This window comes from Mycobacterium sp. NPDC048908 (assembly GCF_043197955.1).
GTDB lineage: Bacteria > Actinomycetota > Actinomycetes > Mycobacteriales > Mycobacteriaceae > Mycobacterium.
This window is the reverse complement of record NZ_JBICUE010000009.1, coordinates 151,784-166,404: the sequence shown is the minus strand read 5'-3', so window position 1 is coordinate 166,404 and position 14,621 is coordinate 151,784. Positions and strand designations below refer to the sequence as shown.

Below are 14,621 nucleotides of genomic sequence, written 5' to 3'. Positions count from 1 at the left end.
AACCTCTGACCGCTCCGCAATGGAACCGAGACCAACCCGTGGCCGGCGAGAGCGCTACCCGCGGGCTTATACCCTGTTCACGTGACAGAGCCCGAGGTCGACACCCCGCAGCACCGGTACACCGCGGAGCTGGCCGGGCAGATCGAGCACGCCTGGCAAGAGCGGTGGCACCTGCGGGGAACATTCAATGTGCCGAACCCGGTGGGCTCGCTGGCGCCGACCGACGGCACCCCGCTGCCCGCCGACAAGATGTTCGTCCAAGACATGTTCCCGTACCCGTCGGGTGAGGGCCTGCATGTCGGGCACCCGCTCGGCTACATCGCCACCGACGTCTACGCCCGCTACTACCGGATGACGGGGCACAACGTATTGCACGCGTTGGGCTTCGACGCGTTCGGTCTGCCAGCCGAGCAGTACGCCATCCAAACCGGCACGCATCCGCGTATCCGCACCGAGGCCAACATCGTCAACTTCCGTCGCCAGCTCGGCAGGCTCGGCTTCGGACACGACAGTCGCCGCAGCTTCTCCACCACCGATGTCGACTACTACAAGTGGACGCAGTGGATCTTCCTGCAGATCTACAACGCGTGGTTCGACCCGGCCGTCGACAAGGCCAGGCCCATCGCTGAGCTGATAGCTGAATTCGATTGCGGGGCAAGAACTTTCGACGATGGCCGGGTATGGACGCAGTTGTCGGCCAGTGAGCGCGCCGACGTGATCGACTCCTATCGATTGGTGTACCGGTCGGACTCGATGGTCAACTGGTCGCCGGGTCTTGGCACCGTGCTGGCCAACGAGGAGGTCACCTCCGACGGCCGCAGCGAGCGCGGCAACTTCCCGGTGTTCCGCAAGCGACTGCGACAGTGGATGATGCGCATCACCGCGTACTCCGACCGGTTGCTCGACGACCTCGATCTGCTGGACTGGCCCGAGAAGGTCAAGGCCATGCAGCGCAATTGGATCGGCCGGTCGACGGGCGCCTCGGTACTGTTCGCCACCGACGCGGGGGACATCGAGGTGTTCACCACGCGACCGGACACGCTGTTCGGTGCGACGTACATGGTGCTGGCGCCGGAGCACGACCTGGTGGACAAGCTGACGGCGGCCGAGTGGCCCGCGGGCGTCGATGAGCGGTGGACGTTCGGCGCCGCGACGCCTGCAGAGGCCGTCGCCGCCTATCGGGCCTCCATCGCCGCGAAGTCGGACCTGGAACGCCAGGAGAACAAGACCAAGACGGGCGTGTTCCTCGGCAGCTATGCGACCAACCCGGCCAATGGGCAACAGATTCCGGTGTTCATCGCTGACTACGTGCTGATCGGCTATGGCACCGGCGCGATCATGGCGGTGCCCGGGCACGATCAACGCGACTGGGAGTTCGCCACCGAGTTCGGCCTGCCCATCATCGAAGTCGTTGCGGGCGGCGATATTTCGGCTGCGGCCTACAACGGTGACGGCGAGATGGTGAACTCGGACCACCTCAACGGGTTGTCGGTCGCGTCGGCGAAGGAGGCCATCACCGAGCGGCTGTCGGCTAAGGGCCGAGCGCAGCCTCGAGTCGAATACAAGCTGCGTGACTGGTTGTTCGCGCGGCAGCGGTACTGGGGTGAGCCGTTCCCGATCGTGTACGACGAGGACGGCCGCGCCCACCCGCTGCCCGAGTCGGCGCTGCCGGTCGAACTGCCGGACGTGCCGGATTATTCGCCGGTGCTCTTCGATCCCGACGATGCGGACAGTGAGCCGTCGCCGCCTCTGAACAAGGCGACCAACTGGGTGCATGTGGAGTTGGACCTCGGCGACGGGTTGAAGCAGTACAGCCGCGACACCAACGTGATGCCGCAGTGGGCGGCCAGCTCGTGGTACGAGCTGCGCTACACCGACCCGCACAACTCAAAAGAGATGTGCGCCAAGGAGAACGAGGCGTACTGGATGGGCCCGCGACCCGCCGAGCACGGCGCGAATGACCCGGGCGGGGTCGACCTCTACGTCGGTGGTGTCGAGCATGCGGTGCTGCATCTGTTGTATGCGCGGTTCTGGCACAAGGTCCTCTACGACCTCGGCCACATCAGCAGCAAGGAGCCGTTCCGGCGGTTGGTGAACCAGGGCTACATCCAGGCGTTCGCCTACACGGACGCGCGCGGCGCGTATGTGCCCGCCGCCGAGGTCACCGAACGTGAGGGAAGGTTCTACTGGACCGGGCCGGACGGCGAAATAGAGGTCAACCAGGAGTTCGGCAAGATCGGCAAGAGCCTGAAGAACTCGGTGTCACCCGACGAGATCTGCGACAACTACGGCGCGGACACGCTGCGGGTGTACGAGATGTCGATGGGCCCGCTGGAGGCGTCGCGGCCGTGGGCGACCAAGGATGTCGTAGGGGCTCACAGGTTCCTGCAGCGGGTGTGGCGTCTGGTGGTCGACGAGCAGACCGGTGTCTCGCGCGTGGCGGAGCACGAGGCGCTGGATGACGACACGCTGCGACAGCTGCACAGGACGATCGCCGGGGTGTCTGACGATTACGCCGCGCTGCGCAACAACACTGCGGCGGCCAAACTGATCGAGTACACCAATTACCTCACCAAGAACGAGGTGCGGTCGCGGGCCGCGTTGGAGCCGCTGGTGTTGATGGCCGCGCCGCTTGCTCCGCACCTCGCGGAGGAGCTCTGGAAGCGGTTGGGCCACGACGCGTCGCTGGCGCATGGGCCATTCCCGGTCGCCGATCCGCAGTACCTCGTCGAGGACACCGTCGAGTACCCGGTGCAGGTCAACGGCAAGGTCCGCGGGCGTGTGACGGTGCCCGCCGACGCCGATGCCGACACGCTGGAGGCCGCGGCGCTGGCGGACGAGAAGGTGCAGGCGTTCATCAACGGCGCGACGCCGAAAAAGGTGATCGTGGTGGCCGGAAGGCTCGTGAACATCGTCTTGTAGCGGTTTGTGCGCGTTTCGCAGCGCTCACCGCTCGCGAACGCACACGAATCACGCCCAGCCGAGTTGGCGCATCGTGATGCCGTCGTTCCAGACCTTCGTCATGCGGCAGATCTTGTCGCCTTCGAAGTCCATCACGTAGACGTAGTCGGCTTCGGCGGAGCGACCGGTCGGCGGCACCGGCCCGCCGTCGCCGGTGTGCGTGCCACGGAACACGCCGAAGGCGGCGACGTTGCGGCGGCCTTCGTCGACGGCGAACGACCGAACTTCGGCGTTGCCATCGGGAAGGATGGCCATCAGACCCCGCATCCACTCGGTGTAGGCCTCGAGTGTTTTCACGTCCGCCAGTGCGTCCGTCTGCGCCGCGAACGTCGCGTCGGGATGGCAGTAGGGCGCGCAGCCAGTCCAACCCTTTCCGGTTTCACACGCCTCGAAAAATCGTTCGGCGATGTCTTTGATGGTGCTCATAGCGAATTGTGGGCGCGACGGAGCGCTCATCGCTGGTGAAACCACATATCCCGCTCCGGAAGATTGAGCATCCGGTACCGCGGGTATCGCTTTGGCGTGAACAGTGCTGCCACCGCCGCCGGGTACGACACCTCCGCCACGCCCGACGAGTTACCCCTCGTCACGCCCGACGAGGATCCGTTCTACGAACCGCCGCCCGGTTACGAGCAGGCCGAGCCCGGGACAGTGCTTAGGTCGCGGAAAGTGACCATCGGATTCCTGGGGGCGATTGCACAGCCGGTCGGCGCCATCCAACTGCTGTACCAAACCACCAACTTGCATGGTGATCCCGAGGTCGCCATGACCACCGTGCTGCTGCCGGCTCAACGCGATTCCGAACTGCCTTGCCCATTGCTGTCGTATCAGTGCGCCATCGACGCGGTGTCGTCACGCTGCTTTCCCTCCTATGCGATGCGGTTGGGTGCGCGCCCGGTCGGTGCGTTCACGCAGGCCGAGTACCTTCTGGTGGCGGCGGCGCTGGCGCAGGGCTGGGCCGTTTCGGTGCCCGATCACGAAGGCTGCCATGGCATGTGGGGCTCGCCGCGCGAACCGGGATACCGCATCCTCGACGGTGTTCGCGCGGCGTTGCAGCAAGAGCAGTTGGGGTTGACCCCGTCCGCGCCGGTCGCCCTGTGGGGGTATTCCGGTGGTGGTCTCGCCTCGGCGTGGGCCGCCGAACTCCGTCGCAGCTACGCGCCCGAACTCAACGTCGTCGGCGCGGTTCTCGGTTCACCGGTCGCCGATCCGGGCAGCGTGGCGCGCCGCCTCAACGGCAGCTTCTTCGCCGGCCTCGCCGCGTTGATGATCACCGCGCTGACGCACGTGTTCCCCGGCGCACAACAGGTCGTCGAGGAGCACGCCACCCCCGCGGGCAAAACCCTGCTCGACGAAATGCACACGATGACGACCGCCGAAGCGGTGTGGCGACTGCGTCACACCGACATCGGCTCGTATGTCGATATGTCCGCCGATGAGCTGTGGGACCTTCCCGAGGTGCGCCACATCTTCGAGGAAACCAAGCTCGGCAAGTCGATGCCCGACGTGCCCGTGCTGATCGTGCAGGCCGTGCACGACGGGATCATCAGCGTCGACGACATCGATGCGCTGGTGCAGACCTACGACGATGGTGGCGTGCGTGTCACCTACCACCGCGACCGGTTCTGCGGTCACCTGTTACTGCATCCGCTGTCCACGCCGCTGACACTGCGTTGGCTTCGCGACCGGTTCGCCGACCGTCCACTCGACGAGCACCGCACACGGACCAAATGGCCCGTGTTGTTCAATCCCGCGACGCACCTTGGGATGCTCAAACTGGCGGCCGTCACAACGAAAGTGGTTCTCGGGCGGTCGGTATCGCCCATCGCACGACTCACCGCGGCCGGACGATGACCTCGTGGACATGCGCGTCGCCCGGAGCATTCACGGCGTCCGCGACCACCTTCGCGACCGTCTCCGGCCTCAGATACCGGGTCGGGTCGTAATCGCGACCCTCGTATGCGACCAACCCCTCCTGCATGACGGTCGCGATGCGACCCGGATGGATTGACGTAACCCGTAGCGACGGTTCGTCGTTGCGCAGCGACTCGGCGAACCCCCGCAGCGCGAACTTGCTCGCCGTGTACGACGCCAGTCCCGGTGACGCGTTGATGCCGGCCCCGGAGTTGATGAACACCACATGACCGTTGGCGGCCCGCAATGCGGGCAGCAATTCGAGAGTCAGCGCTACCGCACCAATCACGTTGACACTCATCGTCATTCGCCACTCGTCGACACTCGACTCGGCGACCCGCGCGGGAAACGCCACGCCGGCGTTGTGGATCAACACGTCCAGTTCGTCGATCGGCTCAACGGCCGCTGGAATCTCGTCGGCGTCGGCCAGGTCGACCGGCCACGTGGTGGCGCCGAACCGGGTAGCGACCTCGTCGAGCCGCGATGACGGCCTGCCCGCCAAGAACAGCGTGTGTGTCGGCGCCAGCGCCTCGGCGAGCGCCACGCCGAGGCCACCGCTTGCGCCCGTGATCATCGCGGTCGGCATGTCGTAAACCGTACCGACCTGCGATTCACACCATCGCGTCGCATTATTGAACGGATGCCCCCCGACCACAGCTTCGCGCCGACCCAGCTCGCCGCCCGCGCCGCATACCTGCTGCGCGGCAACGACCTGGGCACGATGACGACCGCGGCACCGCTGCTGTACCCGCATATGTGGAGTTGGGACGCCGCGTTCGTCGCGATCGGGTTGGCGCCGTTGAGCGTCGAGCGCGCCGTCGTCGAACTCGACACGCTGTTGTCCGCCCAGTGGCGCAACGGCATGATCCCGCACATCGTGTTCGCCAACGGTGTCGACGGGTACTTCCCCGGACCCGCCCGGTGGGCGACGAGTGCGCTTGCCGCCAACGCCCCGCGGACCCGGCACACCTCAGGTATCACCCAGCCGCCGGTGCACGCCATCGCCGTGCAGCGCATCCTCGACCAGGCCCGTTCGCGGGGCCGGTCCACCCGCGCGGTCGCCGAGTCCTTCCTCGATCGCCGTTGGGCCGACCTGGTCCGCTGGCACCGCTGGCTGGCCGAGGCGCGCGACCCGAAGTGCCACGGCCGGGTCACGCTGTATCACGGCTGGGAGTCCGGCATGGACAACTCACCGCGCTGGGACAGCGCCTACGCCAACGTGGTGCCCGGCAACGTGCCGGAGTATCAGCGCGAAGACAACACCATCGTCACCGACGCCAGCCAGCGACCGAGCGACCTCGAGTACGACCGCTATCTGTGGCTGCTCGAGGAGATGAAGTCGGTTCGCTACGACGACGAACTGCTGGCCAAGGTGATGAGCTTCGCGGTCGAGGACGTGTTCGTCTCGGCCATTCTGTCGGTGGCCTGCACCGTGCTGGCGGAGATCGGCGAGGACTACAAGCGGCCGCACGCCGACGTCAAGGACCTGTATGCCTGGGCCGAGCGGTTCCGCAGGGGCGTCATCGAGACCACGGACGACCGCACCGGCGCCGCAAAGGATTTCGATCTGCGCGCTGACGCGTGGGTGGCCACCGAGACGGTCGCGCAGTTCGCGCCGTTGCTGTGCGGTGGATTGCCGCACGACAAGGAGCGCACCCTGCTCAAACTGCTCGAGGGGCCGCGGTTCTGCGGGCATCCGGATCTGCGGTACGCGCTGATCCCGTCGACGTCACCGGTCTCGCGCGACTTCAGGCAGCGTGAGTACTGGCGCGGGCCGGTGTGGCCGGTGATGACGTGGCTGTTCTCGTGGTGCTTCGCTCGGCGCGGATGGGCCGAACGAGCGCTGATGCTCAAACGCGAAGGTCTGCGACAAGCCAGCGACGGCACTTTCGCGGAGTACTACGAACCCTTCACTGGTGAACCGCTGGGCAGCATGCAACAGTCGTGGACCGCGGCCGCGGTGCTCGACTGGCTCGGCTGAGCTGACTGGCTATTCGGCCAATCGCTCGAGCGGCACCAGAGCCTTGGTCAGCGTATCGAGATCTTCAGGAGACAGTTTCGCCAGCAGCGTCGCCAGATGCGCGCGCCGCGCGGCCAGCGCTTCACGGTGCTGGGCCAACCCCTTCGGCGTGATGTCGACCAGGACGGCCCGCAGATCCGACGGGTCGCGTGAGCGCTTCACCAGGCCCAACTTCTCCAGCCGCCGGATGGCCACCGTGGTGGTCGGCGTGCGAACACGTTCGTGCGCGGCCAGTTCCGTCATCCGGATGGGCCCCTGATCGAGCAACGTCAGCAGTATTGACAACTGGGCCAGCGTGAGGTCGCCTGCCTCGTTCCGATTGGTATCGCCCCGACGCAGCACCGAGAACACCTTCGACAACACCCGCTGTAGCTCACCAGCGAGTTCGCCCACCTGGGTATCGGTCTCCCCCATAATTCGCCAGTCTAACCTGTCGGGGGCTGCCACATGTGAATGCGCGTCAATTAGCCTCACAGAACTTGCGACAAGAACCGCTGCAACCGGTCGGTCTCGGCGGCATCGAAAATCCGGTCGGGCGGGCCGGATTCGACCACCTGGCCGTGATCCATGAACACCACCGCGTCGGACGTCGACCGGGCGAAGCCCATCTCATGCGTGACCACCACCATGGTCATGCCGTCGGATCCGAGATCGGCGATCAACGCCAAGATTCCCTTGACCAACTCCGGATCAAGCGCCGAGGTGGCCTCGTCGAAGAACATCACCTGCGGCGACATCGCCAGCGCCCGCGCGATCGCCACCCGCTGCTGCTGTCCGCCCGACAGCGTGCCCGGCCTCACCTCGGCTTTGTTCCTCAGCCCGACGCGGTCCAGTTGGGTCAACGCCAACTCGCGCGCCTCGTCCGCGGCCAGGCGCTTGAGCCTGCGCGGTGCCAGCGTCACGTTGTCCAACACGGTACGGTGCGGGAACAGGTTGAACTGCTGGAACACCATGCCGATGCGCTGACGCAACTCATCGGGGTTATCCCTCAACACCGATCGCCCGTCGAGCAGGATGTCGCCACTGTCCGGTTCGTACAGCCGGTTCAGTGTCCGCAACAGCGTCGACTTGCCGGACCCCGACGGCCCGATCACCGCCGTGGTGGTCCCAGCAGGCACGTCCAGGTCGATGCCACGCAGCACCGCGTTCGGACCGAACGACAAGTGAATATCGTTGGCGCTCAGGCTGACAGCGGCCATATCAGATCATCTCCTGAGACGTGGACAGCTCGAGCGGGTCTTCCTTGCCGGGTTCACGGCCGCGCCGCAACCGGGTGTCGATGAAGTTCACCAGGTGCGTCAGCGGCACCGTCAGCAGCAGATAGAACACCCCCGCCGCGACAAGCGGTGACAGGTTTCCGGTCTGCGCGTTGAGGTCTCGGCCGACCTGGAACAACTCTCGTTGATCGGCCACCAACCCGAGGAAGTACACCAGCGACGACGCCTTCAGCAGCGAGATGAACTGGTTCATCAACGCCGGCAGCACCCGCCGCACGCCCTGCGGTACGACGACCAACCGCATCGACGACGAATAGCTGAAGCCAAGCGCCCGTGATGCCTCCAGCTGACCGGGTTCCACGCTCTGGATGCCGGACCGGAAGATCTCGCCGACATACGCCGCAGCCATCAGCCCCAACGCGGCGATGCCGAGCGGATACGGATTGTTGCCCGTGAGCCCGCCCACCACCGGTCCGACGCCGAGGCCGATCAGCAGGATGATCACCACTTCCGGCAGCCCGCGGAAGATGTCGGTGTACACCCGCGCAGGCCAGCGCAGCCACCGCGACCGCGAGATGCCCGCGACCGCCAGCGCCATGCCGAGCACCAAACCGATCACCGCTGCGCAGACGGTGAGGATCAAGGTGTTCGGCAGCCCCGTCTTGAACAAATCGGGAATCGCCTGCTTGTACAGCTCCCAGTTGAGGAACGAATCCTTCAGCTGCGACATGGTCGACTTCGGTGCAGCACCGCCTGCGGCCGGCTTCTGCTGGTTCTGCGCGGCGATCGCGGCGAAGTCGGGCAACTGCGGGGCGGGCGCCGCCTTCGACCCTGGCTTCCAGCCGGGCGGCAGCGCGCGTGGCACCCAGTCCGAATACAGCCGTGCCCAGGTGCCGTCGGCGATGATCGCGTCAAGCCCGGAGTTCAGCGCGTTGATCAACGGCTTGTTCTCCGCGGCGACTGCCCAGGCCACGAAATTGTCCAAGCTGAACGTGTTTTCGATGATCTGCGCGGGATCACCCGGCTGCACCGTGCCCGACGCCTGCTGCGACGGCGCCACCCACGCGTCGATCTGGCGCGTCTTGAGGCTGGCGTAGACGGTGTTGTAGTCGGGGAATTTGACCGGCTGCAGGTGCAGCGTGTCGACGACGTACGCCTCCTGCACGGTGCCCTGCACCACGCCGATGCGTTGGCCCGCCGCCAGCTTGTCGAACCCGGTGATCGGCGAACCGGACGGGACCACCAGTGAGAAGTAGCCGAAGTCGTAGCCGTTGGTGAAGCCCACCGTCTTACGGCGCGCGTCAGTAGTGGTGATCGACGACGAGCCGACGTCGAAACGCCGCGACGCGACCTGTGCCAGCAGCCCCGAGAATTCCGTGCCGACGAAGTTGATCTTCAGCCCGAGCTTGTCGGCGATCGCGCGCAGCAGTTCGTTGTCGAATCCGGTGAACTGGCCCGCGGAGTTGATGCAGATGCTCGGGGGCGCATCGGACAGCGTGCCGACGGTGAGCGTGCCCGGCACGCTCAGGCCGAGCGCATTGACGTCGACGGCGGTCAGCGGTTCGACCGTCGGGGTCGTGTACTTGTCGGCGCCGGGCCCAGTCGCCGCCTTCGCGAGATTGGTCGGCAGCGCGCTGGCGCTCTGTACGCCCGGCGGCGCGCACTGGTCGGCACCCGCGGGCGCAGCCATGGCCATGCTGCCGACCAACAACACGATCAGGGCGACGACGAATGTCTTCACGGCGGTCACCAGAGCAAGGTAGCCGCCGAGCAGTCGCTGGAATCGCGTTGCACTCAGTTAGAACGCAACCGGCGCGCCTGAGCTGGACGTCGCCGGCCATGCGGCTCCGTGTGGCCGAAGGACTCCGCGGCGGATCAACTCGCCGAGCATGATGCGGCCCATCGCCGCCGAGCGTTCAGCGCACGCGGTCCTGGCGCCGTCGGGGTCACGTCGTTGGATCGCAGCGGTCTCGGCTTCGAAGAACGGCAGCATCTCATCGTGGTTGTTCAGATAGCTCAACCAGAATCCGCGCGGGATGAACGTCTGCGACGCGCGGATCGCCGCCAGCAGTCGCGGGCCGGCGTATTCGTCATTGATCACATTGCGGTACTGCCACGCCGTCTCCTGAAACGTGCGCGAGTCCCTGCTGCTGCGCATCGCTTCGGTCAACACCGTCAACTGGTCGACGATCCGCGCCAGCCCCTCGGCGGCGGCGCGGGCCGAGGCGAGGCCACTGAGCACTCCGTACAGCTCGTGGTGTTCGCGCAGTACCGACTCGTCGAATCGCTCGACGTACGCCCCGCGGTGATACTGCGTCGACAGGATGCCGTCATGCTCCAGCTGGACCACCGCCTCCTGTATCGGAACGCGCGACAGTCCTAGATCGTTGGCGATCTCGTTGCGATCAACCCGGTCACCCGAGCGCAGTTTGCCGGTCAGCACCAGATTGACGACGTGCGAGACCACAAGGTCTTTTTCTTTGACCCCATACTTCTTGGGCATGGCGCGGTCAGCATCTCATGTAGCCGCCGCAGCGGGAGCCGTTCGGCCAGTTCAGTTTCCACTTGCTTGGCGACGGTCGCGCCAGCGACACAGCGCCTCGGCCTGTGTCAGGTCGTAGTCGGGCCCGTTGACGCCGACGGTCAGCAACGTGACACCGAGTTCGACGAACGCGCCGGCTTCTTCGAGCAACGCGTCGAGGTTGGCGCCCTCGACGCCGGCGGAGCGCTCGATGGTGGCCGGGTCACGGCCGACGTCGGCGCAGTGCCGCGCCAACACCTCCGCCTTGGCGGGATAGGTCTCTAGCGAGGTGAACCCGTGCCAGATGTCGGCGTACTCGGCGACAAGGCGCAGCGTCTTCTGCTCGCCCTGCCCGCCGATCAGCACAGGGATGTCTCGGGTCGGCGGCGGATTGAGCTTGGCCAGCCGGGACTTGATGCGAGGCATCGCGGCGGCGAGGTCGTCGAGGCGGCTGCCCGCGGTGCCGAACTCGTATCCGTATTCGTCGTAGTCCTTCTGCTTCCAGCCGGACCCGATGCCGAGGATGAGCCGGCCGTCGGAAATGTTGTCGACGGTGCGCGCCATATCGGCGAGCAACTCGGGGTTGCGGTAGGAGTTGCAGGTGACCAGTGCGCCGATTTCCAGGCGTGACGCCTGCTCGGCCCATGCGGCCAGCATGGTCCAGCACTCGTAGTGGGCGCCGTCGGGATCGCCGTACAGCGGGAAGAAGTGATCCCAGTTGAAGGCGACGTCGACGCCGATGTCCTCGCAGCGGCGGACCGCGTCGCGGATGAGGCTGTATTGCGGGGAATGTTGCGGCTGCAGTTGCACGCCGATGCGGATGGGTGAGTTCACTGTCGCGAGGCTAGCGGGAATTGCCGTCTTCGCGCGAGCACTCAGACGCCGATTTGTCCGCCCGCTTTCCAGACCGCAACCACCGACGGTCGGGCGGGCCCGTCGCCCCCCTCCGGCCAGTGCGACAGCGGCTTGTCGATGCTGTAGTCGTCGCCCTCGCCAGGATGCTGCACGCACACCGTGACCAGGTCGTCGGTCACCACAGGCCCGCATGTCTCCGCGCCCTTCGGCACGGTCAGAAACTGCTTGGTCTCACCACGATTCGGGCCTTCCAGCGCGACGGCGAACAGGCCGTCGTTGGACTTCAGCGCGTTGCCGTCGGTGGAGATCCACAGATTTCCGTGGCTGTCGAACGCGACGTTGTCGGGGCACGAGATCGGGCTGACCTTGGTCTTGTCGAACCCGGCGTAGTAGGTGTCGGCCTCGGCCGGGTCGCCGCAGACCAGGAGCAGGTCCCAGGTGAAGTCGGTACCCGCGTGGTTGTCGGTGATCTCGAGGATCTGCCCGTTCTTGTTCTCGTTGCGCGGGTTGGCGGCGTCGACGGGCGCCGTGCCATCGGTGCCGCGCTTGTCGTTGTTGGTCAGCGCGACGTACACCTTGCCGGTCTTCGGATTGGCCTCGAAGTCCTCAGGTCGGTCCATCTTGGTGGCGCCCGCCTTGTCGGCGGCCAACCGGGTGAAGACCGCAGCCTCCGCAGCGGTCACGCCGTCGACGAGCGACTGACCCTGGCCGTTCGGGCCGGACCGCAGCAGCGGGATCCACCTACCGGTGCCACTGAACGCCCCCTCCTTGGGCAGCTTGCCCGAGCCGTCGATCTCGTCGGCGGGGATGTCGCTGGAGAGCTTTGCGACGTAGAGCGTGCCCTCGTCGAGGATCGTCATGTTGTGCGCCATCGCGGCTGGGTCGGTACCGGGCTGAATCTTCTTGGACGACACGAACTTGTACATGTAGTCGAAGCGCTCGTCGTCGCCGGCGTAGGCGACGACGGTGCCGTCGCCGGTGACGTAGACGTTGGCGGCTTCGTGCTTGAACCGGCCCAGCGCGCTGTGCTTGACGGGCGTGGAGTTGGGGTCCCACGGGTTGATCTCGACGACGTACCCGAAGCGGTTCGCCTCGTTCGGTGTCTTGGCGAGGTCGAATCGCGGTTCGAACGTCTCCCACTTGAGGTCGGTCGGCTTCAGCGCGACGCCGTAGCGCTCCTGCCGATCGGCGTCGACTGGGCTGGGCTTCGGCGCGCCCTCCGGCGCACCGAAGTACTCATGAAAATTTTCCTCGCCGGAAAGCACAGTGCCCCAGGGAGTTACGCCCCCGGAGCAGTTGGCGAAGGTGCCGGCGACCCTGCGGCCGGTCGGATCGGCGGGCGTCTTGACGAAGTCGGTTCCCGCGGCCGGACCGGTCAACGTGAACGGCGTGTCGGCGGTGATGCGCCGGTTGTACGGGCCCATCACCGGCTTCAGTCCCTCCGGCGTGCGTTCGACTTCGACGACCCCCATGCCGAGCGCGACGATCTCGATGTCGAACTGCTCGCGAGTCTTTGTGTTCTCGTCGTAGCCGGGGAACATGAACTGCGGGCTGACGTACTCGTGGTTGGTCACCAGCAGGAAGCGGTTCTTCTGGCCGGGCACGGGCAACAGGCCGGCGAAGTCGTTGTTGAACCCGAACTGGCCGCGCTGTGCGGCGGCCGTCTGCGCCTTCACGTCGAACTTCGGCGCATCCGGCAGGATCGGGTCACCCCAACTGATCACGACCGCCTGCCGATAGCCGTCCGGGACGACGACGGCATCCTCTTTGTTGGGTGCGACCGCGGCGAAATTCATCCCCGGTGGTGTCGCAACAGGCGGTGTCGACGACGTCGGGGTCGCGACAGGCTGCTCCTTGTGTCCGCAGGCGGCCAGCGCCGACCCCGCACCGACCGCCAGCACCGCGATGCCGCCGGCCTGCAGCACTGACCGCCGTGACATCGCTTTGACGATGTCGCCGAAGTATTCGTTGTCACTGGTGTTCGGCGCCGGCTTCGAGCAGGCGTCGCCGCACTTGTAACGGCACGTCACATGCTGACGAGACGAGCGACCGTTATGGGACACAAGCAGATTCATCGGAGTGAGGGCCACGGACGGGGAACCTACGACATCTTGGCAATCAGCTGGGAAGCAAATGGTGAACAGCTGGGAACGCTAGCGGGCGAGCACGCCGCGCAGGATCTCGATGAGCGCCGCCGGTTGGTCGCCCTGCACCGAATGCCCGGAGTCGGCAACGACGTGCGTGCGCAGAAAACCGGGCGCGCTCCTCGCGAATGCTTCGGCGTCGTCGTCGTTGACGAAGTAGGAATTGGCACCGCGCACCAGCGTCGTTGGCATGGTGATGGCGGGAACGTCGTCCCACAGGTTCGCAAAGCCCGAAACAATGGGGCCCTTGCGAAACGCGTCGTAGCGCCACGTCCAGGTGCCGTCGTCGAGCTGCTTGGAATTGTGAAAGACGCCGCGGCGCAACGAATTGCGGTCCCGATGCGGTGCGGCGGCCACCGTCACGTCGAGCATGGCCGCAAAGTTGGGGAAGGTCCGGTCACCCTGAACCAGCGCGACCGTGCCCATCTGGGCCTTGGTCATCTCCTCGTGTCGCTCCGGCGCCGACGGTGTGACGTCGACGAGCACCAACTCTGGCACCAACGCGGGCTCACTGGCGGCGATGCGCAGCGCCGTCAGCCCGCCGAGCGACATCCCGACCATGAGCCGCGGATCGGGCGCGTGCTCGCGCAGGACCGGGCGCAGTGTTTCGGCGTTGAGCTTCGGCCCGTAGTCACCGTCTTTGCGCCACGCCGAGCGGCCGTGGCCAGGCAGGTCGACGGCCAGGGCCGGCACGCCGAGTCCGACGATCACGGTGTCCCAGGTGTGCGCGTTCTGGCCGCCGCCGTGCAAAAACACCACCTCCGGCCGCGCGTCGCCCCACTTGAGCGCGCTGATCGGCCCGGCGTGGATGCGCTGCACCGGTGGAATCGTGTCAGCGGCGATCTGTTCGGCGTTCTCGTGCAACAGCCCGAACTCGTCGAGCCCCGCCAATTCGTCGTCGGACACCACGAACCGGACCCTACTCGAAAACGACGCTGCGCCCAGGGCGTGAAAAGTGCGAGCACAAGCCCTGAGCGCAGAGTCAATGG

At 66.2% G+C, this 14,621-nt stretch carries 12 protein-coding genes; 3 read left to right on the top strand and 9 right to left on the bottom strand.

Translation table 11 applies throughout. The features are described from left to right. The first annotated feature begins 81 nt into the window (after nt 1-81). Nucleotides 82-2,922, top strand: coding sequence for a leucine--tRNA ligase (gene leuS / locus ACGFK1_RS22920; protein WP_393434582.1), 2,841 nt, complete (start codon nt 82-84; stop codon nt 2,920-2,922). Between the two features lie 48 nt (nt 2,923-2,970). On the opposite strand, the gene ACGFK1_RS22915 is transcribed toward leuS, so the two are convergent. Next, a complete protein-coding gene (locus ACGFK1_RS22915; protein WP_393434579.1) occupies nt 2,971-3,387 on the bottom strand; it encodes an ester cyclase in 417 nt (138 codons plus the stop codon). Between the two features lie 96 nt (nt 3,388-3,483). On the opposite strand from ACGFK1_RS22915, the gene ACGFK1_RS22910 reads away from it, so the two are divergent. Beyond that, a complete protein-coding gene (locus ACGFK1_RS22910) occupies nt 3,484-4,815 on the top strand; it encodes a lipase family protein (RefSeq protein ID WP_393434576.1) in 1,332 nt (443 codons plus the stop codon). Here the strand turns inward: ACGFK1_RS22910 and ACGFK1_RS22905 are convergent. Continuing rightward, a complete protein-coding gene (locus tag ACGFK1_RS22905) occupies nt 4,796-5,461 on the bottom strand; it encodes an SDR family oxidoreductase (RefSeq protein ID WP_393434573.1) in 666 nt (221 codons plus the stop codon). The two genes, ACGFK1_RS22910 and ACGFK1_RS22905, sit on opposite strands and share 20 nt — an antisense overlap. Before the next feature lie 54 nt (nt 5,462-5,515). Between ACGFK1_RS22905 and ACGFK1_RS22900 the strand changes: the two genes are divergently transcribed. After that, a complete protein-coding gene (locus ACGFK1_RS22900; RefSeq protein WP_393434570.1) occupies nt 5,516-6,856 on the top strand; it encodes a glycogen debranching protein in 1,341 nt (446 codons plus the stop codon). A gap of 9 nt (nt 6,857-6,865) precedes the next feature. On the opposite strand, the gene ACGFK1_RS22895 is transcribed toward ACGFK1_RS22900, so the two are convergent. From ACGFK1_RS22895 to ACGFK1_RS22865, 7 genes are all read right to left on the bottom strand, one after another. Next, nucleotides 6,866-7,309, bottom strand: a complete 444-nt coding sequence (locus ACGFK1_RS22895) for a MarR family winged helix-turn-helix transcriptional regulator (protein WP_393434567.1) — start codon at nt 7,307-7,309, stop codon at nt 6,866-6,868. 56 nt (nt 7,310-7,365) lie between these two features. Continuing rightward, a complete protein-coding gene (locus ACGFK1_RS22890; protein ID WP_393434563.1) occupies nt 7,366-8,094 on the bottom strand; it encodes an amino acid ABC transporter ATP-binding protein in 729 nt (242 codons plus the stop codon). 1 nt (nt 8,095) lies between these two features. After that, a complete protein-coding gene (locus ACGFK1_RS22885) occupies nt 8,096-9,808 on the bottom strand; it encodes an ABC transporter substrate-binding protein/permease (RefSeq protein WP_393434749.1) in 1,713 nt (570 codons plus the stop codon). 102 nt (nt 9,809-9,910) lie between these two features. Continuing rightward, nucleotides 9,911-10,615, bottom strand: a complete 705-nt coding sequence (locus tag ACGFK1_RS22880; protein ID WP_393434560.1) for a GntR family transcriptional regulator — start codon at nt 10,613-10,615, stop codon at nt 9,911-9,913. Nucleotides 10,616-10,666: 51 nt separating this feature from the next. Then, nucleotides 10,667-11,467 (bottom strand): LLM class F420-dependent oxidoreductase, encoded by an 801-nt coding sequence (locus ACGFK1_RS22875; protein WP_393434557.1) that lies wholly within the window; start codon nt 11,465-11,467, stop codon nt 10,667-10,669. Between the two features lie 41 nt (nt 11,468-11,508). Next, entirely contained in the window at nt 11,509-13,578 is a 2,070-nt protein-coding gene (locus ACGFK1_RS22870) for a PhoX family protein (RefSeq protein WP_393434554.1), read from the bottom strand. A 63-nt stretch (nt 13,579-13,641) separates the two neighbouring features. Continuing rightward, on the bottom strand, nt 13,642-14,541 hold the full coding sequence (locus ACGFK1_RS22865; protein WP_393434551.1) for an alpha/beta fold hydrolase: 900 nt from the start codon (nt 14,539-14,541) through the stop codon (nt 13,642-13,644). Nucleotides 14,542-14,621 lie beyond the last annotated feature (80 nt).

Coding starts and splice junctions, on each gene's coding strand:
- ACGFK1_RS22915 (WP_393434579.1), bottom strand. CDS start 3,387: ATGAGCACCATCAAAGACATCGCCGAACGATTTTTCGAGGCGTGTGAA.
- ACGFK1_RS22905 (WP_393434573.1), bottom strand. CDS start 5,461: ATGCCGACCGCGATGATCACGGGCGCAAGCGGTGGCCTCGGCGTGGCG.
- ACGFK1_RS22900 (WP_393434570.1), top strand. CDS start 5,516: ATGCCCCCCGACCACAGCTTCGCGCCGACCCAGCTCGCCGCCCGCGCC.
- ACGFK1_RS22895 (WP_393434567.1), bottom strand. CDS start 7,309: ATGGGGGAGACCGATACCCAGGTGGGCGAACTCGCTGGTGAGCTACAG.
- ACGFK1_RS22890 (WP_393434563.1), bottom strand. CDS start 8,094: ATGGCCGCTGTCAGCCTGAGCGCCAACGATATTCACTTGTCGTTCGGT.
- ACGFK1_RS22885 (WP_393434749.1), bottom strand. CDS start 9,808: ATGGCCATGGCTGCGCCCGCGGGTGCCGACCAGTGCGCGCCGCCGGGC.
- ACGFK1_RS22880 (WP_393434560.1), bottom strand. CDS start 10,615: ATGCCCAAGAAGTATGGGGTCAAAGAAAAAGACCTTGTGGTCTCGCAC.